The organism is Paenibacillus sp. SER-28 (assembly GCF_052906305.1).
The window spans coordinates 157571-177582 of record NZ_JBRECM010000007.1 but is presented as its reverse complement, the minus strand read 5'-3'; the positions used below and the strand labels follow the sequence as shown (position 1 = coordinate 177582).

Genomic DNA, 20012 nt, shown 5'->3' with positions numbered 1-20012 from the left:
TTTCACCTGTATATGCCCGGAGACGGGCTTTTTCTGTTTATTTGGAGGAAGGTTCCAATGAAGCTGACAAAGACATGGATAAGGCACGACGACTAAAAACACCATATATAACAGCAATCAGCGTCAGCACTGCAGAAAACAAGTACAAATTAACGATGCCTAGATGATCTGCAATCCAGCCCATTAACAGGAGCGAAATACAAAAGGTCAAACTTGTCAGTGTGGCCTGGGCAGACAGCACCTTGGGCAAATCATGTACAGACACACTCATCTGCATCATCGTGCGGCGGGATACGACAGACATTTCCGCAGGTAGTCCCATCAACAACACGATAAGCAGCGTCAGCGGCGGTAATGTGTTCAGTGCGTACCATGCTGTCAGCAGCCCATAACCTGCCATCCCCGCCAACATGGCGGGCAGCAGCCTGCGCTGCAAATGCTTGACGCAGGCGAGGACAACGATGCCGCCGCCAATCGCTCCTGCAAAATACGCTGCATTGATGTATCCCCACCATGCTTCGCTCTTGTGCAAAACCTGCTGGGCGAAAGCAAGCGTGAACGCGCCTACCCAAACCGAACCCCCTAGAAGGTCAATCATATCCATAAAAATAAGAGCTTTCAGTCTGCGACTGGCTCCGATAAGGCTCCAGCCCTCACGAAGTATTTCCTTTTTACGTTTGGGAGGTAGTGCGGGGCTCTCTGATTCCGGGCCATACAGTGTATCTTCCAACTGTGAAGGGGGCAAGTCATGATGCCCTTGCCCGGGCTCAGTACCAGTTTCGGAAACCGAAACATCTCCACCTCGTACCCTTGTTCCAGGTTGCAGCAAATAATGGGCTTTGCCCTCTAGTGGATCTCGAATCAAGCTGGTGAAGATCATTGCTACCATATAGAGTCCGCCAGCCACTAGCAGTGTTTTTTCCGAGCCTAGCATGGCTACGAGCACACCACTAAGCCCCCACCCCGCTAATTGCACCGTCTGATCGCTGACCGACACCAGACTGTTTGCCCGCATGAGTCCTTCCCCGGACGCAAGGCGGGGAATCAGCGCATTACGTGCAGGCGTGGTCCAGCCGTCCAGAAAGGACATGGCTGCCACCAACGTAAACACAATCACCCATATCGGCTCCGTACCCGCTGACCACAAGTGGCCCAGCAGAATAGCGAAGAAAACCAGCTGTCCGAACTGAGAAACGAATAAAATAAAAGGAAGCTGGAATCGGGCCAAAATGAGCGGTGCTAAAAAGCCGCTGATCATCTGTGCTCCCATTCGCAGCAATGGAACGAGCACCGAAGAGAAGATGGAGTCCGTTTCATGAAAAACCAGAGACACAAGTGCCATAATGTAAAGAATGTCGGCCGCATTAGACATGGTCTGCGTGCCAAGCAAATAGGTAAAGGAACGCTTGTGCATATAAATAAAATACTCCTTTGTTAATGTAGCTTTTTACAGCAAGATGATTAGGTCCATTTCAGGGTTACACGAAGATTGCCGGTACTTCCTAGATCCGTAATCTGATAGGAAATGGATTTCAAACCGAGTTGATATAAGGATTGTAAATCCTCCTTGAGACTTCGCTCCGTTCCCTGATAGGCAAAGGTAAGTGTCGTCCCTCCCTTATTTACAATCTTACGTACCTGTTCCTTAATGTCGGCAGATGATTTAACCAGACCCTTGCCGTCTTGCAGCGGATATTCGAGGGTATTGTACAGTTTTTGATACACAACAGCCTTTGATCCTCCGGCAGTTACCAGTGCTGACAAGGTTTCCCGATACGATGTATTCGCTTGAGGATACGGCTTAACCCATGAGTGATCCCGCCGCATTTCGGTATCCGTTAGCAGATAATATGAAGTGCTTACCTCGTTCGCGCGATCCGGGGTTGGATCATCCCATGTCGTATCCATGTGATACCATCGACCATCTAATAAAACCAGATTCCATGCATGCAGCTGGCCCCCTGCTCTTCCTTCCACAATCCGGTTCGTAATGCCTGCACGTTCCAGCATTTTATAGGCCAGCAGTGAATAACCCTGACAGACCGTGCTTCCCGTTTTCAGGCCATCATAGGCTGTGTACTTTTGCTGTGCTTCATCATACTTCAGGCGAACGACGATCCAATCATGAATGGCCTTTACCTTCTCATGATCCGTCATTCCCTTCGTAATAATATCCCCCAGCACCGCTTTAACTGTGCTATCCACATATGCTGTCTGTTCCTTCGTCTCCCGGTAGCTTAGACGAATCGTAACCTGAGCGGAGGTCGTTGTGCCTGTATAGCTGAATGCGTAACTTTTGATCGTATAATTTACATACGGATCGCTCTCCATGGCCTGTTGGATGGCCGTCTGTAATTGCTGCTTGAGACCGTTCACTCGCCCTTGATATGTAAAGGTCAGCGTTTCACTCCGCGTAGCCATTGCCTGTAAAAGCTTGTTCTGAAGCTGCTGCGATGATACGGATGGAGCCGGCTTAACCGACGTCGCATACACATTGCTGCCCCACTCCACAGCCTGCGGCAGCAACACAGCCAGCGCTGCACCCGCAACCAGACATTTTACAAGCCTAACCCCGATTTTTCTGTTCATACAGAGCGTTCCTGCCCTTCTTAGCATAGTTGTAAACAGCTATATCTTACCATAAAAACAGTTGCCCCAAACGCTCTAGTTTTGTCGGTTGCAGACGAGTAAGGGTGCAGTTCAAGACAGGTTGTGACATCATACTCGGCTATATAACAGATCGGATAATGAGCAAACATGTCGTTCGTAGAGAGTTTTATCACAGCAATCTAGATTTCCTCATGATATGGTACTGGCATCGGAAGTAAATGATATTGATTCTCATTCTAGATCAGAAAGGCTGAGCACCATGCCAGAATGTATCTCACTCCTTCGTACGCCACTGGGTCAGACTGTGCGTTTGCAATCTCTTGCCCCTCTTCATCCCTCATTGCGCCGCCGTTTAACAGACATGGGCATTAACGAAGGTTCCATCATACGGTTAAAAAAAATCAGTTTATTGGGCGGTCCTATTGTCATTGAATGCAACGGCCAGCTGGTCGGCCTTCGCCAAAATCAGGTGAAACAACTGGAGGTTGTTCCAACATGGACATGATCGCTCTATTCGGTAATCCCAACACAGGAAAAACCTCATTATTTAACAAGCTGACTCGTACGTATGCAGAAGTAGGAAACTGGTCCGGCGTCACAGTGGAAAAGAAAACAGGAATCCTGCGTGACAAGTCTGCCGTATTGGTGGATTTGCCGGGCGCCTACTCTTTACTCCCTCTTTCGCTGGATGAAGGTGTCGCAACTCGATATTTGCTGGAAGAACCTCCTACGGCCCTGATCAACATTGTGGATGCCTCCCAGCTCCAGCGTAATCTCTATCTGACCGTACAACTACTGGAGTATGGCCGTCCGCTTGTACTTGGCTTAAACATGACTGACGTAGCCGATGCCACGGGTCTTCGTGTAAACAAGGAATTGTTAGCCGATCAATTGAACGTTCCCATCATTCCTATGGTGGCGCGTACAGGCAGTGGAAGTAAGCAAATGCTCGCTTCTCTTCGGGAGGTAAGACGTACATCCAATGCTTTTCAATTGGACTACGGCCCTGCCGTTGAAGCTGCTATTACCGATATTTGCGACTTGCTGCCAAATGCACCTGTGCCGCAACTGCGGTGGGCCGCACTGCAATGTCTGGAAGGCAATCCTGTCGTCATGGAATGGATGACGAATGAGGTACAGCGTGAACAAGTAACTGCACGCATCCACCGTTGTGAGGAAGAACTTCTCGGTGAAGGCCATGCCATCACCCCTGCTCAGCGTATTCGTTCTGTACGAACAGCATGGATTGCTGATTTGTGCACCAAGGCACTCGACACCTCCAAACTCAGACCGCACAGCCTGACGGATAGACTGGATGCACTATTAACTCACCGGTATCTGGGGATTCCGATCTTTTTGCTGCTGATGTACGCTACCTTCAAGTTCACCTTCGATTGGGCGGGTACGATCCTTTCAGATATGCTGGATGGATTTTTTTCAGGGACACTCAGCACTTGGATTTCTGAGTTACTCGTTCACTTGAACGCGTCTGCTTTTACGCAAAGTCTAGTCGTGGACGGCATCGTGGCTGGAGTCGGGGGTGTGCTTGTTTTTCTGCCTCAAATTGCTATTTTATTTCTGATAATTTCAGTGATCGAAGACTCTGGTTATATGGCACGGGTCACGATACTCATGGATCGCCTGATGCAAGCCGTTGGCTTGAACGGGAAAAGCTTCATTCCCTTCATCATCGGATTTGGCTGCAATGTCCCTGCGATCATGGCGGCACGCACCATTGAACAGCCCAGAGAACGTCTCATTACCACGTTGCTGGTGCCCTTTATGTCGTGTTCAGCCCGCCTGCCGGTATATGCGTTGTTTGCGGGTGTGTTTTTCCCAACACATGCGGCAAGCATTATCATGCTGATGTATGTGTTAGGAATCATCGTTTCACTTATACTTGCCAAAATTTTTTCCAAAGTATCCATTTTGTCGGGTGAGCCCTCCCTCTTTATCGTGGAACTTCCTCCCTATCGAGTGCCGCAGGCTCTTACACTATTCCGCAGCACATGGGAGAAGGTCAAAGGCTTCGTCCGTAAAGCCGGAACCATTATTCTTGCAGGTTCCGTTGGCATCTGGCTCTTGTCCAATTTCGGTCCGCAGGGCTTCGGGGCAGAAATGAATGACAGCCTGCTTGCCACCGTTGGAGGTTGGTTCGCTCCATTACTGGCCCCTCTCGGTTTTGGCACCTGGCAAGCAGGAGCTTCCCTGCTCACAGGCTTTATGGCCAAGGAAGTTGTCGTATCAACGATGAATATTATTTACCACGTTCCCGATATGCAGGGACTTGAACTACAAGTCAGACAGGCCTTTACACCGCTTGCCTCTTTTAGCTTTATGGTGTTCATTCTGCTGTATGTTCCGTGTCTGGCTACGGTAGCGGTCATTCGTAAAGAAACCCTTTCGTGGCGTTGGACCGCATTTTCTGTGATCTATCCTTTGACCGTCGCATATATCATCGCCGTTTTGATCTATCAATGTGGCAGATTATTAGGCTGGGGTTAAGTCAGGCCCTATAGTAAATAAAAGGAAGTGAATTCCATGATCAATATCATCATTTTATTGGCGATCCTCGGTTATAGTGCATGGGTGCTGGTACGATTTTTGCGAAAAAGCCGTCAAGGCGCCTGTGCGGGGTGTTCGTCGAGCAAGTCATGTCCTGGCTGTGCCGTAAGTTCTATGAATGAAGATCATGCGAAAATCAAGAAAAGTATTTAATTCATGCTCATCATCACATGAAAAAGCGGCTCCGGGGGTTTCTTACACCCGGAGCCGCTTCTTATTTACGCTTAAAGCTCACCGTATTCACCGATATACTGCCAAATGCTCACTTAGCTCTCGCGTGTGCAAGTAAACTTCACGGTACAGCTCGTATAGGCCTTCATACTGTGCCACACGTTCCGGGTTAGGGGAATATCTCGCTGCTTCGCGCAGAAAAGCTTCAGCGCACGCTTGCAGAGATTCAAACCAGCCGCTACCATAAGCAGCCAGCATGGCCGCCCCCAAGGCAGGCCCCTGCTCGCTTTCCAGCTTGATGATATCCGCGTTAAAAATATCTGCCTGCATTTGCAGCCACGCCTCATTACGCGCACCGCCGCCGATGGAAATCACTTCATTCACCGTTTTGCCCGTTCCTCTGAGAATATCAATGGATTCCTTGAGCGAAAACGTTATTCCTTCCAGCACCGCCCGTGTAAAATGCGCAAGCTTATGCCCCGCATCCATCCCGATAAAGCTACCTCGAATGGTTGCATCTGGATGAGGTGTACGCTCGCCGACGATATAAGGCGTGAACAGCAGCCCTCGGCTGCCTGGTTCAATAGAGTTCACATCTGCCAACAGTGCATCAAAAGAATGCTCTGGTGCAAAGGTATCCTTAAACCAGGTCAAGCTGTATCCGGCCGCGAGCGTAACCCCCATAATATAATAAGCATCCTGCTCACTATGATTAAAAAAATGTGCCCGTCCCTGCACATCAATATCCTTGCGTTCCTCATAGGAAAGTACAACCCCTGAGGTGCCGATGCTGCACAGGGTGCGGCCTTCGCTCAAAATGCCAGCGCCAATCGCGCCACATGCGTTGTCGGCACCACCTGCAAAGACCTTCGTTTCAGGCGAAAGCCCGCTCTGCTCCGCAATCTCCGGCAACAGTGTACCCGTCTGATCAAAGGATTCCACCAACGGCGGGAACAGCGACAACGGTAGGTCAAACGCGGCAGCGATCTCTTCGCTCCACTGCTTGTTCGCAATATCCAGCAGCAGCGTGCCCGCCGCATCCGAATACTCCGTCGCCAGCTCTCCTGTCAGATAGTAGCGCACATAATCCTTGGGCAGCATAAAATGTGCCGCACGGGCCAGCACATCTGGCTCATGCTCCTGCACCCACAGCAGCTTGGGTAGCGTGAAGCCTTCCAGCGCGCGATTACGTGCGATGCTCAGCAGCTCCGACCCGAGCTTTTCTTCAATACGACGGCATTGTGCTGTTGTACGCGTGTCATTCCACAGAATAGCCGGACGAAGCACTTGGCCTTCCTTGTCAGTCAGCACAAGCCCATGCATCTGTCCCGAAAAGCTAATACCGTCCACAGCATCTGTGCCGCCGATTCCAGCCTTCTCCACAAGCTGTTTCAGTGATGCTAACGTGCCACTGACCCAGTCCTCAGGGTGCTGTTCGCTATATCCTGCCTTCGGCTGATGGAGCGGATAAGACTGGGAGGTTTCATAGGCCACCTGCCCTTTGCGGTTAACCAGCACCGTTTTGACCGCGCTGGTACCCAAATCTACGCCAATGACATAGCGTTCCTGCTCCTGATTTAGCTTCTCCTGCATTGGAGTTCCTCCTTCCTTGTCATCGTGCAGCCGTTGTTTCATATATAAGTCCTGGTATTAGTCAGCCAAAATGTATTGATTTAATGTTGCTTTCAGATATTCCTGACGCCCGGATACGTTTTTACGTGGTGTTTCGTTCGCCAAAGCATATTCAGCTAGAGAAGCAAGCGTTGCTTTTCCAGATACGATGTCTGCTCCAATACCTTCTTTAAAGCTGCTGTAGCGCTTCTCAATAAAGTCCTCAAATACACGATCCTCGATCAGTTTGGCAGCTACCTTCAACCCCTTCGCATACGTATCCATACCTGCGATGTGCGCGAGGAACAAGTCTTCCGGCTCAAATGATGCTCTGCGCACCTTGGCATCAAAGTTGATACCGCCACGGCCCAAGCCTTCATTTTGCAGCACTTCATACATGGTTAGTGTGGCATCATACAGATCCACCGGGAATTCGTCCGTATCCCAGCCCAGCAGCAAATCTCCCTGATTTGCATCCAGTGATCCCAGCATGCCGTTAATCCGTGCTACACGTACTTCATGATCAAAAGTATGACCCGCCAAAGTTGCATGATTAGCTTCCAGATTAAGCTTGAAATGCTGATCCAGATCATATTTTTGCAGGAAGGCAATCGTCGTCGCCGCATCAAAATCATACTGATGCTTCGTTGGCTCCTTCGGTTTTGGCTCAATCAGAAACTGAGCATCAAAGCCGATTTCACGCGCATAGTCTACGGCCATATGGAACATACGTCCCAAATTGTCCTGCTCCAGCTTCAAATCCGTGTTCAGCAGTGTTTCGTAGCCTTCACGGCCTCCCCAGAAAACATAGTTATCTGCGCCCAGACGTTTGCCCACTTCCAGTCCTTTTTTAATCTGAGCAGCTGCGTGTGCGTATACATCTGCATTGCAAGTCGACGCAGCCCCATGCAAATAACGTGGATGGCTAAACATGTTTGCCGTGTTCCACAGCAGTTTTTTCCCTGTAGCTTTCATATGTTCCTCAATCAAGTCCACGATGGTATCCAGATTGCTGTAAAATTCCTTCAATGACGCGCCTTCTGGTGCAATATCCACATCATGAAAAGCAAAATAAGGTAAATTCAGCTTATCCAGCAGCTCAAAGGCAGCCTCCACACGTGCCTTTGCCAAATCCAGCCCGGTAAACTTGGACCATGGACGTTCCGCTGTTTCTACACCAAAAGGATCGGAGCCGCCTGCAACCAGTGTATGCCAATAGGCCATGCTAAAACGCAAATGCTCCTCCATCGTTTTTCCCGCTACAATTTCCTGTGGATTATAAAATTTGAACGCAAAAGGATTGTCGGATTGCTTGCCCTCAAAGTTAATTTTAGATACCTGTTCGAAATAAGCCATTATAAGTTCCTCCTTTGTAGTAAACGTTTACAAAAACGATTCTAGCACAGCCGAAAGACTTTGTCTATTGCTTAAACTAAGTTTGTTTTTATGATATAATATTAGGAATTACACCAACAGGAAGTGAATTAACCATGAATGTCACTGGCGATCAGGCGCTTGTCAAAAAGCTAAATAAATCCATTGTGCTGGAGCGTATTCGCCTTCATGCTCCGCTATCCCGGGCACAGTTATCCAGTCAAACTGGATTAAACAAGGCTACCGTTTCCAATCTGGTGGCAGAGCTCATCACCGATGGACTTGTATATGAGACGGGATTAGGGGAATCCAGCGGCGGGCGTAAGCCTTTAATGCTGCTATTCAACAGCCGTGCAGGCTTTGTACTCGGTATTGAGGTGAGCGTACAGTACATCAAGGGCGCTCTGACTGATCTGGCAGGTACCATTGAAATTGAGCTTACCCTTTCCCTTACTCAGCATGATCCCGCCTTTGTTATGGAACAGATTCGAAAGCTCGTTCAGGAGCTCATGCAGGCCACTCCTCCCTCCCCTCACGGTATTGTCGGCATTGGGCTGGGGGTGCCGGGTATGGTGGATGAAACCGGAACCGTTTTGTTCGCACCCAATCTGGGCTGGGAAGAGGTTCCGCTGCGGCAGCAACTTGAGACCGAGCTAGGTCTGCCCGTCGTAGTGGATAACGAAGCTAACGTCGGCGCACAGGGCGAGTTGTACTATGGTATGGACGGCGATCACAGACAGCTGGTGCGGGATCTGGTCTACATCAGTGCAGGGTCCGGTATCGGGGCCGGGATTATCATTGATGGCAAACCGTATCAAGGAGCTTGGGGGTACGCCGGAGAGACGGGTCATATGACCATTGATTGGAACGGACGACTCTGCTCCTGCGGTAGTCGCGGCTGCTGGGAACTCTATGCTTCAGAGAAGGCGTATGTAGCATCCACATTGAAACTACCTGCACATAATACAGCGGAATTACTGCCGTTTGCTCAGCAAGGTGAAGCAAGTACATTAAGCGTCCTTGATGATATTGGGCGATATTTGGGTGTGGGTATTACCAACATTGTGAACAGCCTCAACCCCGGAATGCTTATCATCGGCGGTCCACTGGCGGAAGCCAGACCTTGGTTGGAGCAAAGTATGCGTGATGTGATTGACGAGCGTGCCCTGCCCTATCACCGTCGGCAACTACAGATTCGTTTCTCCACGCTTGGCAGTCGTTCGACGATGCTAGGTGCCGCCTATGCGGCAACCGCTCCTTTTCTCGGGCGTGTACGCGTGTCTTTATAAGAAAGAAGCGTACGGGAACATTCAGGTTCCTGTACGCCCACTTTTCTTGGGATTTTGCAAAATCCTCTTCTTACAACCCGTTATTGGAAATAACATCTTTGTACCAGTAGAAGCTCTTTTTTCGTCTTCTTTCAAGCGTTCCATTTCCGTCATTATCTTTGTCCACATATATAAATCCGTATCTTTTTTCCATTTCAGATGAGGAATAACTAACCAAGTCGATCGCTCCCCAGCTGGTGTAACCCATCAGTTCAACCCCGTCCAGAATGGCTTCATGCATTTGTTCAAAATGAGTACGGAAGTAATCAATACGGTAATCATCCTGTATACTACCGTCTTCCTCCACCTTGTCATAAGCTCCTAAACCATTTTCTACAATGAACAATGGCACTTCATAGCGGCTGTACAGCTCATTCAGAGAAAGTCTCAAGCCAACCGGGTCCACCTGCCATCCCCAATCGCTCGTTTCCAGATATGGATTTTTAACGCCGCCAATCGTATTCCCACTGACTTTTTCCATGCCTTCACTATCCGCACTAGCAACCAATGACATATAGTAACTAAAGGAAATGAAATCCACCGGATGAGTTTTCAAAATTTCATCGTCACCCTCCAGCTTCTCAATCACAATTTCCTTTTCATGGAAGAAGCGTTTCATATAATGGGGATACGCTCCGCGAACCTGTACATCCGTGAAAAAATAGTTAAACTGGTTATCTTTAAACGCTGCCAGAATATCCTGCGGATTACAGGTATGCGGATATGTTGTTAGTCGGGTTAACATACAGCCGATTTTTGAGTTTGGAATGATTTCGTGACAGTATTTCACGGCCAGAGCACTAGCTATAAATTGATGATGCAAAGCCTGATAAACCGCCTGCTCTACATTTTCAAAGCGTTCCGGTAAAATACCGCCGCTCGTAAACGGATGGCGTACGATACTATCTATTTCATTAAATGTGATCCAGTATTTCACTTTATTTTGGTATCTATTAAATACAGTCTTACAAAAATGGATAAAGAAATCTACCACCTTCCGTTGGCTCCAACCCCCGTAATGATTCACAAGGTACATCGGCATTTCGTAGTGGGACAGGGTGACAAGCGGCTCTATCCCATTTTTATGCATCTCATCAAACAACCGATCATAAAATTGTAATCCAGCCTCGTTGGGCTTGTCCTCATCTCCGTTTGGAAAAATACGCGTCCATGCAATGGAAACTCGCAGCGTTTTAAATCCCATTTCACCAAACAATGCTAAATCTTCGGGGTAACGGTGATAGAAATCAATTCCCTGACGTTTGGGATAATCATGATCCGACGTGTCCTTCATCGCCTTTTGGATATGTTCTTCGGTCATTGAATTGTGTTTTTTATAATCACTTTTGCTCACATTCTTTTTGTAAATAGCCATATCTGCTGTAGATATCCCTTTGCCATCGACATTCCAGGCGCCCTCCACCTGATTTGCGGCTACTGCTCCTCCCCATAAAAACCCTTTCGGAAATGTTCTTTTCATCTCTCTCATCTCTAGCTCCTCCTCTTAGTTTCTACTTATGACCCGTTTTAAGTGAATGATCAGATACATGAGTTCTTCATCCGGAATCGAAAGGTCGAATTTGGCTTCAATATATTGTTGAATGGATAGCGCACATTTTTCTTCTTCCGAATACTTGTTCACAATTTGGCTCATAAGTTCTGGATCTTGAGAATCCAACATTTTATGTTCGAGTAATCTCTGAACAAAAAATTGAAGGTGCGTTAAAAATCGTGAATAGTTGATGCTGTGCGTATCCAGTTCGATTTGATAATGCAATTTAATGATGTTCAATATGTCCTTGACTGTATTGGTCATCAATAAAACCTGGTTCATATTGTTATCGGTCTGTTGAGCATTAACCAGATGAAAGGCGATATTAGCCGCTTCCTCTTCAGGCAGATTTAGACCGATGCGCTTCTCAATCAAAGTGAGCGCATACAGGCCGATACCGAACTCTATCGGATAAAACTTTTTGACCTCCCACAGCATGCGATTCTGAATCGTCATGTTATCTTTAAACCGTTTCGTTGCCATATACAAGTGGTCCGTCAGGGATACATATAGGTGCTCATTCAAGTGACTGGAAAGTTTGTTTTTGGCATAAGATATGATTTCATCTGCCAGAATCAAATACTCTTTGGGCGTTTCCTTCATTAAAGTTGTCAGATCAGAAGACATGCTTTCATTTTCAAGAACATATATCTTTTCAATCTCGTTCTCATCGACGAAATCGCCAGGTTTACTTTTAAAGCCAATACCTTTCCCCATCACGATAACTTCTTTGTGGTCCTCACGTTTGGCAAGAACAATACTCGTATTGAGAACTTTAATTACTTCCATATCCAACGACCTCTCACTTTCCAGGCTTGATTCCCCCAACAAACACACTGTTAAAGTACAGTAATCAGAGGCTTCTCTGGCCCTGTCTTTTCTGAACTTTCATGACCCATGATTTCCAGATAGTCCGCTGTATTGGTCACAATAATCGGAGTTATCGTATCATATCCCGCCCTCTGTATGGTTTCAATTTCAAACTCAATAAGAAGCTGGCCATGCTTAATTTCGTCCCCTTCCTGCACATGTACAGTAAAATGCTGGCCCTTCAGCTTAACAGTATCCAAACCAATATGAATGAGCAGCTCTACGCCTTCAACCGATTTTAAGGCTATGGAATGCTTGGTGCGAAATACGTTGACTACCGTGCCGTCAAAAGGTGCAACCACTTTTCCGCTACTTGGTTGAATCGCTATGCCTTTGCCCATGGCCTCTTGCGAGAATGCTTCATCATTGACCTGCTGTAAAGGAATCACAGTGCCCTCCATAGGAGCGAAAATAACCGTTTTGGATTTGAAGCTTTTGCTTTGCGTTTGAGCAGGCTCGGGACGAGCTTCTGTTTTAGTCGGTTCGATAACCGTATCTGTAAAGCCGATTACATAAACAGCAATAAACGTCACAATGATCGAAATAGCCATCGTTATGAGTGCATACACCAGATTGGAGTGATCTTCGCTGATAAACATCGGCAGTGATGCAAAACCAGGGCCTACAGCTGCATAAGCTTTTAAATTCATAAGACCGGCAAACAATCCGGCAACCCCGGCTCCAATCATACAGGCGAACAGTGTTTTTTTCAGGCGTAAATGCACACCGTACAAAGCGGGTTCCGTAATGCCGAATACCCCCGAAATACCTGCGGACAGAGCAATTTGCTTGAACTTGGGATCTTTCGTTTTGAGCGAGACAGCAAATGCACCTGCACCTTGGGCCATATTGGAGGCCAACATGGCAACCAGTACCAATGTTTCATATCCTGGCGAAGCTAGTGAAGCAAAGATAATGGGATAAAATACTTTGTGCATGCCGAACATGACGATTAGCGGCATCACAATTGACATCAATACGACTGTAAGCCAGCCGATTCGTTCCTGAATCCAGAATACACCGTTGGACATGCCCAAGCCTAAATACGTACCCAGTGGTCCTAGGGCAATGAGAGAAACAGGCGCGACAATCAAAATAACGATCAATGGTTTTAGAAAAATTTTCACGGGTCCGGGAGAGATTTTATCAGCAAATTTCTCAATGTATGACATGAGCCATATGGTCAAAATAATAGGAATAACGGAGGTCGCGTATTGTACGGATGCTACGGGCAGACCCGCAAATGTGACTGCCTTCTCCCCTCCTAGCAAACTGATTAAGTTCGGATGGAGTAGGACGCCCCCAAGAAGTACCGATACGAATGGATTGGTCTTGAACTTCTGTGCACTGGAGAAAGCCAAGAGCATAGGCAGAAAATAAAATGCCGCATCCGAGATGACGCTTAGGATCATATATGTTTGGCTTTCCTTGCTCATAATTCCGGTTACTGTACATAGCAAGAGCAGTGCCTTTAGCATCCCTGAAGCGGCAATCGCCGGAATAATAGGTTGGAAAATACCTGCGATCATGCTCGCAAAGCTATTGAACAATCCCTTCAAACTTCGATCCGCCTTTACTTTTTCGGCTTCATCCGAAGACGATTTATTCGGGTCTAGCAATTTGACCAGCTCATTGTAGACATAACCTACATCATTCCCAATAATGACCTGATATTGTCCACCGCTATTTACGGCTCCCATAATACCGTCCAGAGCTTTAATTTCATCTGTTTGTGCCAATTCCGGCTTACGAAGCGTCATTCGCAATCGAGTAGAGCAATGTATGACGCTGTTAATATTATCGTTCCCACCGACTTTATTAAAAATAGCTTGTGCGATCTCTTTATAATTCATCAGTTACACCTTCCTTCTTAAAATACGGAACAAAAAAAGACCTAAAAAGGGTAGGGAACAATATCCTACCCAATCTAGGTCTTGCCTGCCGAACAGTAACACGCCTGTATTGGATGTGTATTATTTAGTTGATTAAAATTTCATAATTGATTGTGCATTGATTAATTGTTACCTAAAGGAACCCGGGTTCTTAAGCGCTTACAATTAGAATATAGCACCGATTATCTATAGATGCAACACTTTTCGACAAAATTCTCTCTTAGGGAAAGATTAAGAGCTCCGGCTTCTTTACAACTCATCATTTATTGCCCCAGCCTAGTAAGCAGGCCCCCACCGCAGTATATAACTGCAATGGGGGCCCTGATTTGAACTATATGACGATCACAGGAACGCCGATTGTGTAAGTTGGATTAAGCGTTCAACACTTTTTCAAACTTGGTTTTGTTCATACCGGAAATACGTTCTTCTCCGATCAAAGTCAATGGAACGGCACGAATGCCCATATCCCAAACCTCTTGAGCAAAAGCTTCATTGGTTTCAATGTTGCGTTCTTCGTACTCCACGCCTTTTTCACTCAAATAGCTTTTTACTTGACGGCAATGCGGGCAGTTTGTAGATGTGTATACTATTGCTTTTTCCATGAATATCACCTCATCATTTATTTTGTTACAACATATTTATTCATATTTCCAAGGATCATTACAGGGCCAGTGCGCTGTGCTCCAGGCTTTCGATGTACTTCTCGCTGTCCATAGCAGCCATGCAGCCACTACCTGCTGCGGTAATCGCTTGTCTGTAGCGAGTATCCTGTACGTCACCACAAGCGAATACGCCAGGCACGTTTGTTTCGGAAGTACCCGGATTTACGACGATATAACCGTTCGCATCCGTTGTAATTTGTCCCTCAAGGAAGCCTGTATTCGGATGATGACCAATCGCCACGAATACGCCGCTAACTGTAATGATTTCCTCTTCACCTGTTGCATTATTCAGTACTTTCAAGCCAGTGACTCCATTCTCATCCGCAATCACTTCTACAGGAGTACGATTAAGCGCCCATTCAATTTTGTTGTTCGCACGAGCACGATCCTGCATAATTTTGGAGGCGCGCATTTCTTCACGACGATGCACCAATGTCACTTTGGAGGCAAATCGAGTCAGGAAATTGGCTTCTTCCAATGCAGAGTCTCCACCGCCGATGACAACAATTTCTTTGCCACGGAAAAAGAAGCCGTCGCATGTTGCGCAAGTGCTTACACCACGTCCGATATTATCCTGTTCACCGGGAATACCCAGATATTTGGCAGTCGCCCCTGTGGAAATAATCAGCGTATCAGTAACCAGTTCACCCAAACCTTCTACATCCAATGTAAATGGACGAGCCGTTGTGTCTACTTTGTTTACCCAGCCTGTGCGGAATTCAGCGCCAAAACGCTCCGCTTGCTTACGCATATTATCCATCAAATCGGGTCCCATGATTCCTTCAGGAAAGCCTGGAAAATTTTCAACTTCCGTAGTCGTAGTTAATTGTCCGCCTGGCTGTGGTCCTTCGATCACCAGTGGGCTCATGTTAGCACGTGCCAGATAAATTGCAGCGGTCAAACCGGCAGGGCCGGTACCTATAATAATGGACTTGTACATATCTTGGTTCCTCCTAAAATATCATAAGTATTATATAACGAGTTTTCGGCACCGGGCGCTGGGCAGCTGCATATACTCTAAAAGTAATTCCACCAGAAGCTTATCCCAAAATGTGGACACCCGGATATTGCAAAAACGAATCACTTGTTTTGTAGCTTCTTATGACTTAGACTGATTCTAAATCCTAATTTCATTATGCGGAAATAGCTGTAAACAGTCAAATGAAGTTTTCATGAAGCGAAGTATAAAGATAAATCAGGTATGGAGGGATTATCCCGATTATGAATGACGTTTTTTTAGGTAGCTTTATTTCTGCCCTGTCCACTGGACTCGGCGCCATGCCCATACTGTTTATGCGCAATATCACACATCGGCTTCGCGATGTTCTGTTGGCTTATGCCGCAGGAATTATGACCTCTGCATCCGTGTATAACCTCATTCCCGAAGCAATCCAGCATTCCAATTGGTTCGTGCTGACTGCGGGAATCCTGCTCGGCTGTCTCGTATTACTGGTGATGGAAATGTACATTCCCCATGCGGATTTGGAGGACCCAGACTCCAAGACCTTTCAACTGGAGTCCAAATCTTTTCTCATTATCGCAGCTATTACATTGCACAATTTGCCAGAAGGACTCTCTGTTGGGGTCAGCTATGCAAGTGAAACTCAAAATCTCGGCAATCTGATCGCCTTCTCTATCGGCCTGCAAAATGCCCCGGAAGGCTTTATCGTAGCGTTGTTCCTTGTGAATCAAAATATCGGCCGTTTCAAGGCCTTGGGCATTGCTACCCTCACCGGAGCCGTGGAAATCATTACGAGTCTGATCGGGTTTTATTTGAGCAGCTGGGTGAACGGACTGGTACCTTACGGCCTTGCTTTTGCCGCCGGAGCCATGATGTTTATTGTCTACAAGGAATTGATTCCCGAGAGTCACGGGGATGGCAACCAGCGGATTGCCACATTCTCTTTTATTCTCGGCTTAATTACGATGATTGGGCTAACCGAATGGCTATAGCCGAGCAACACAAAAAGGCTGCCTTCTGCCTGTAATTCAGACAGATAAGCAGCCTTTTTAGTATGTTCACATGGAGATACCTCATTTTTTTTGGTTCATGGAGCGCAGTGCTTCACGATACTGCTCGTCCTCACTTTTGTGAGTCTCCTTCTCTCCATTGGATATTTGGGAACGTCTATCCTTTTCTTCGTCCTTTTTGGCAAAACCACGTAAAGCCGCACGATAATCCTGATCTCCGTAAGCATCCTTGATGTTCTCGCGATCCTTTTCTACCTTCTTATCCGTCTGGATATCAGGCACCTTGTGTTGTTCCTCCGCATGACGTTCTTCGACGTCGATATCCTTATGCGGCATCTCTCGCGTAGAATCTATCCTTTCACGTGCCTCGGGTTCCACCTGTACAGGATAAGGACGTTTGCTTCTTTGACGTGACTCCTCTTCCGTGGGGCGAGTTTTGGGAGAGGATTTGCGCGTCATCTTTGTATTAAATACCAGCAAAAAAATAAAGGCAACCGCAGCTACTACGATAAAAGCAATGGTCATCGGTAGCCTCCTATTCTCTTTCAGCGCTACGGTACCGTCCCGCTATCTCAGCGACCCGTTTGCCCAAAGAACGACCTAGTGCAAGATCATCACCCGTTGGAAGATTAGGCGGACCATTGGGGTCTGTCTCCACTGGACATGTTACCCCTACGCCGTAATAGGAGCCGTATAATGCATTTTCCGTAATATTAGCGGGCAGTCCTACAATAATCATGCCTTGATGAAGCATCGGAGTAATCAAATTCAGAAGCGTAGATTCCAATCCACCATGAACGGTAGCTGTTGTGCAAAACACAGCGCCGATTTTATCTACCAGCTTGCCCTGCGCCCACAGATACCCCAGCTTATCAATCCAGCTTTTCAGACCGCTGCTGATGGTACCAAAATGGCCCGGGCAACCCCATATAATGGCATCCACACTCACTAGCTCATTCACATCGGCCTCATTAACATGCTTTAACAACACTTCCGTATGCACAAGGTGTGCTCCTTCTGCGATCGAGCGAGCGAGACGTTCGGTATGCCCATTTTCACTGTCATATACAATCATGATTCTGGTCGTCATTATGCGCATCATCCTTTGTCAGCAAAATCATCTTTTTCGCATGCGCTCTTAACCTTGCCCAAAACCCATCTGAATATTATGAATCATTTGACGCATACTTTGAAAATCCAAGAACTAGGGAGGCATGTAAACATGAATTCACGCGCCATATTAGTCAACCTGCTAGTTATTATCATTATTCTGGCAGGTGGTGGAGCCGCCGCCTATTACTACAATCAATCCGCCAACTACATAAAAACCGATAATGCCCAAGTGAGCGGACAAGCAGTTACCGTTGCCTCTCCAGGCGCTGGCAAACTCACTGGCTGGAATGCTGAAGTTGGTAAGACCTACACCGCTGGAAGCACGCTTGGTAGTGTAGAAGGAGGCGGAAGCCGAATTAGCGTTACGATTCCAACCGATGGTACCATCGTACAGCAATCTGCAGTCAACAACTCGATTGTTGGGGCAGGCACACCCTTAGCGAAGGCTTTTGATCTAAACAATTTATGGATTACCGCCAATATTGACGAAACGGCTGTACAAGATCTTCAAGTAGGACAGACGGTAGATGTATATATTGATGCTTACCCAGATACGTCCCTGAGCGGTAAACTCGAAAAGATCGGCCTGGCGACCGCATCAACTTTTTCACTACTGCCCACTTCTAACACCACTGCCAACTATACCAAGGTGACACAGGTCGTGCCTGTCAATATTTCCATTCAAGGTTACAAGGGGCTGGGTATTATCCCGGGAATGAGTGCGACCATCAGAGTTCACAAGTAGGAGGCTGTCATGGATCAAAAAATGTCCGTCGGACGTATTCTGTCCGTGCTGCTGCTAGGCGCCTTCATTTCGATTTTGAATCAAACGCTGCTCAACGTGGCCATTCCACATTTGATGAATGATTTTAATGTATCTGCAACAACCGTTCAATGGCTATCCACCGGATATATGCTAACCAACGGGATTTTGATTCCTATCACTGCTTTTCTGATTGAGTCATTCGGAACACGTGCGCTATTCATCTCCGCGATGGGGTTATTTACGGCCGGGTCTGTCGTCTGTGCTACCAGTACCGGCTTTGCGCCTATGCTGGTTGGACGCGTTATTCAGGCCAGCGGAGCGGGCATTATCATGCCTGTGGTCATGAACGTGTTCCTGACTGTGTTTCCCCCCGAAAAACGAGGCGCTGCTATGGGGACCATGGGGATTGCCATGATGTTTGCCCCGGCGGTTGGACCGACTTTATCCGGTTGGATTGTGGAGCACTATAGTTGGAGACTGCTATTTTTGCTGGTGATTCCGTTGGCAATCATTGATATTCTGTTTGCCATACGCTGGCTCAAAAATGTATCCAAGCTAACGAAACCGAACTTTGATCTGTTGGGAACCATCTTTTCCACACTGGGCTTTGGCTTCCTACTGTATGGCTTTAGTTCAGCTGGAGACAAGGGCTGGGACAGCAATACGGTAATACTTACACTCGCTGCCGGGGTTGTGTTTATTGTAATGTTTATCGTGCGCGAGCTGAATATGGTACAGCCGATGCTGGAGTTCCGTGTGTTTAAATATGATATTTTTACCGTATCGACCTTAGTCGGGGCTACCGTCAACATGACGATGTTTGGCGGGATGCTGCTGCTACCGATCTATTTGCAAAATATACGTGGCTTTACGCCGCTGCAATCCGGTCTGCTGCTGTTGCCGGGTGCACTGCTGATGGGTGTGATGTCACCGATATCAGGGGCAGTATTTGACCGTATAGGCGCAAGGCCATTGGCGATCATTGGACTGATTATTACAGCAGTCACAACCTGGGAATTCAGTCTGCTGACCGATGCCACCACCTACGGACATATTATGATCATCTATACGATTCGCAGCTTCGGAATGTCATTGCTGATGATGTCCGTCCAGACGGAAGGGCTAAACCAGCTACCTGCCCATCTCGGTAGCCACGGTACAGCCATGTCCAACACAGTACGGCAAATTGCCGGGTCTATCGGTACCGCTTGGCTCATTACTGTAATGAGCAGCCGAACGACAATTCATGTAGCGGATTATGCGAATGTCGCTACCACCGCCAATGTTCCTTTAACCGAAGGGGTAGCACAGTTGGGACAAACCCTCGCGCAAACGGCGGGCATTTCAACAGAAAGTGGTTCATCGTTGGCGCTACAACAGGTGTACCGAAGTGCCGTTACAGAATCAACGATCCATGGCATTAATGATGCCTTCATCATTGCTACAGGGATTGCACTAGCGGGGCTATTGTTTTCCTTGTTCTTACGACGATCTACGCCGCGCCGAAGATAGACGTACAGCGTTGCG

18 protein-coding genes are annotated in these 20012 nt (G+C 47.3%); 7 read left to right on the top strand and 11 right to left on the bottom strand.

Annotation, left to right across the window (positions count from 1 at the left end; all coding sequences use genetic code 11):
- Positions 1-37: 37 nt before the first annotated feature.
- Together ACUYLD_RS17530 and ACUYLD_RS17525 are read right to left on the bottom strand one after the other, a co-directional pair.
- Positions 38-1414, bottom strand: a complete 1377-nt coding sequence (locus ACUYLD_RS17530) for an MFS transporter (protein WP_250260417.1) — start codon at positions 1412-1414, stop codon at positions 38-40.
- Between the two features lie 47 nt (positions 1415-1461).
- Positions 1462-2589 carry a transglutaminase domain-containing protein gene (locus ACUYLD_RS17525; protein WP_250260416.1) on the bottom strand — a complete coding sequence of 376 codons (1128 nt, stop codon included), beginning with the start codon at positions 2587-2589 and terminating at the stop codon, positions 1462-1464.
- Between the two features lie 280 nt (positions 2590-2869).
- Here ACUYLD_RS17525 and ACUYLD_RS17520 point away from each other — a divergent pair, with 280 nt between their 5' ends.
- The 3 genes from ACUYLD_RS17520 to ACUYLD_RS17510 are packed head-to-tail and all read left to right on the top strand — an operon-like array spanning position 2870 to position 5328.
- On the top strand, positions 2870-3115 hold the full coding sequence (locus ACUYLD_RS17520) for a FeoA family protein (protein ID WP_016820309.1): 246 nt from the start codon (positions 2870-2872) through the stop codon (positions 3113-3115).
- Entirely contained in the window at positions 3106-5115 is a 2010-nt protein-coding gene (gene feoB / locus ACUYLD_RS17515; protein ID WP_250260415.1) for a ferrous iron transport protein B, read from the top strand. Before ACUYLD_RS17520 ends, feoB begins: the two co-directional genes overlap by 10 nt.
- Positions 5116-5151: 36 nt before the next feature.
- Positions 5152-5328 carry a FeoB-associated Cys-rich membrane protein gene (locus ACUYLD_RS17510; RefSeq protein WP_081112420.1) on the top strand — a complete coding sequence of 59 codons (177 nt, stop codon included), beginning with the start codon at positions 5152-5154 and terminating at the stop codon, positions 5326-5328.
- Positions 5329-5415: 87 nt separating this feature from the next.
- Here ACUYLD_RS17510 and xylB read toward each other — a convergent pair whose 3' ends face one another.
- Complete coding sequence (gene xylB, locus ACUYLD_RS17505) at positions 5416-6939, bottom strand: xylulokinase (RefSeq protein ID WP_446675624.1); 1524 nt, start codon at positions 6937-6939, stop codon at positions 5416-5418.
- 57 nt (positions 6940-6996) lie between these two features.
- Positions 6997-8313, bottom strand: a complete 1317-nt coding sequence (gene xylA / locus ACUYLD_RS17500) for a xylose isomerase (protein WP_013311966.1) — start codon at positions 8311-8313, stop codon at positions 6997-6999.
- A gap of 134 nt (positions 8314-8447) precedes the next feature.
- Between xylA and ACUYLD_RS17495 the strand changes: the two genes are divergently transcribed.
- The gene (locus ACUYLD_RS17495; protein ID WP_446675623.1) at positions 8448-9620 is read left to right on the top strand and encodes an ROK family protein; all 1173 of its coding nucleotides are present in this window, start codon (positions 8448-8450) and stop codon (positions 9618-9620) included.
- 70 nt (positions 9621-9690) lie between these two features.
- On the opposite strand, the gene ACUYLD_RS17490 is transcribed toward ACUYLD_RS17495, so the two are convergent.
- The 5 genes from ACUYLD_RS17490 to trxB form a co-directional block, all read right to left on the bottom strand.
- Entirely contained in the window at positions 9691-11148 is a 1458-nt protein-coding gene (locus ACUYLD_RS17490) for a glycoside hydrolase family 1 protein (RefSeq protein WP_446675622.1), read from the bottom strand.
- Between the two features lie 15 nt (positions 11149-11163).
- The gene (licT, locus tag ACUYLD_RS17485; RefSeq protein WP_446675621.1) at positions 11164-12000 is read right to left on the bottom strand and encodes a BglG family transcription antiterminator LicT; all 837 of its coding nucleotides are present in this window, start codon (positions 11998-12000) and stop codon (positions 11164-11166) included.
- 50 nt (positions 12001-12050) lie between these two features.
- Positions 12051-13934 (bottom strand): beta-glucoside-specific PTS transporter subunit IIABC, encoded by a 1884-nt coding sequence (locus ACUYLD_RS17480; RefSeq protein ID WP_446675620.1) that lies wholly within the window; start codon positions 13932-13934, stop codon positions 12051-12053.
- Between the two features lie 410 nt (positions 13935-14344).
- Entirely contained in the window at positions 14345-14575 is a 231-nt protein-coding gene (locus ACUYLD_RS17475) for a glutaredoxin family protein (RefSeq protein WP_007432162.1), read from the bottom strand.
- Positions 14576-14633: 58 nt separating this feature from the next.
- Positions 14634-15575 (bottom strand): thioredoxin-disulfide reductase, encoded by a 942-nt coding sequence (gene trxB / locus ACUYLD_RS17470; protein WP_023990316.1) that lies wholly within the window; start codon positions 15573-15575, stop codon positions 14634-14636.
- Positions 15576-15856: 281 nt separating this feature from the next.
- On the opposite strand from trxB, the gene ACUYLD_RS17465 reads away from it, so the two are divergent.
- Positions 15857-16588 (top strand): ZIP family metal transporter, encoded by a 732-nt coding sequence (locus ACUYLD_RS17465; RefSeq protein ID WP_446675619.1) that lies wholly within the window; start codon positions 15857-15859, stop codon positions 16586-16588.
- 81 nt (positions 16589-16669) lie between these two features.
- Here ACUYLD_RS17465 and ACUYLD_RS17460 read toward each other — a convergent pair whose 3' ends face one another.
- Positions 16670-17131, bottom strand: coding sequence for a hypothetical protein (locus tag ACUYLD_RS17460; RefSeq protein WP_446675618.1), 462 nt, complete (start codon positions 17129-17131; stop codon positions 16670-16672).
- A gap of 10 nt (positions 17132-17141) precedes the next feature.
- The gene (locus ACUYLD_RS17455; protein ID WP_250260412.1) at positions 17142-17696 is read right to left on the bottom strand and encodes an NAD(P)H-dependent oxidoreductase; all 555 of its coding nucleotides are present in this window, start codon (positions 17694-17696) and stop codon (positions 17142-17144) included.
- Between the two features lie 132 nt (positions 17697-17828).
- On the opposite strand from ACUYLD_RS17455, the gene ACUYLD_RS17450 reads away from it, so the two are divergent.
- Positions 17829-18464 carry an HlyD family secretion protein gene (locus ACUYLD_RS17450; protein WP_103050342.1) on the top strand — a complete coding sequence of 212 codons (636 nt, stop codon included), beginning with the start codon at positions 17829-17831 and terminating at the stop codon, positions 18462-18464.
- Between the two features lie 9 nt (positions 18465-18473).
- Positions 18474-19997 carry a DHA2 family efflux MFS transporter permease subunit gene (locus ACUYLD_RS17445; RefSeq protein ID WP_069290403.1) on the top strand — a complete coding sequence of 508 codons (1524 nt, stop codon included), beginning with the start codon at positions 18474-18476 and terminating at the stop codon, positions 19995-19997.
- The last annotated feature ends 15 nt before the right edge of the window (positions 19998-20012 follow it).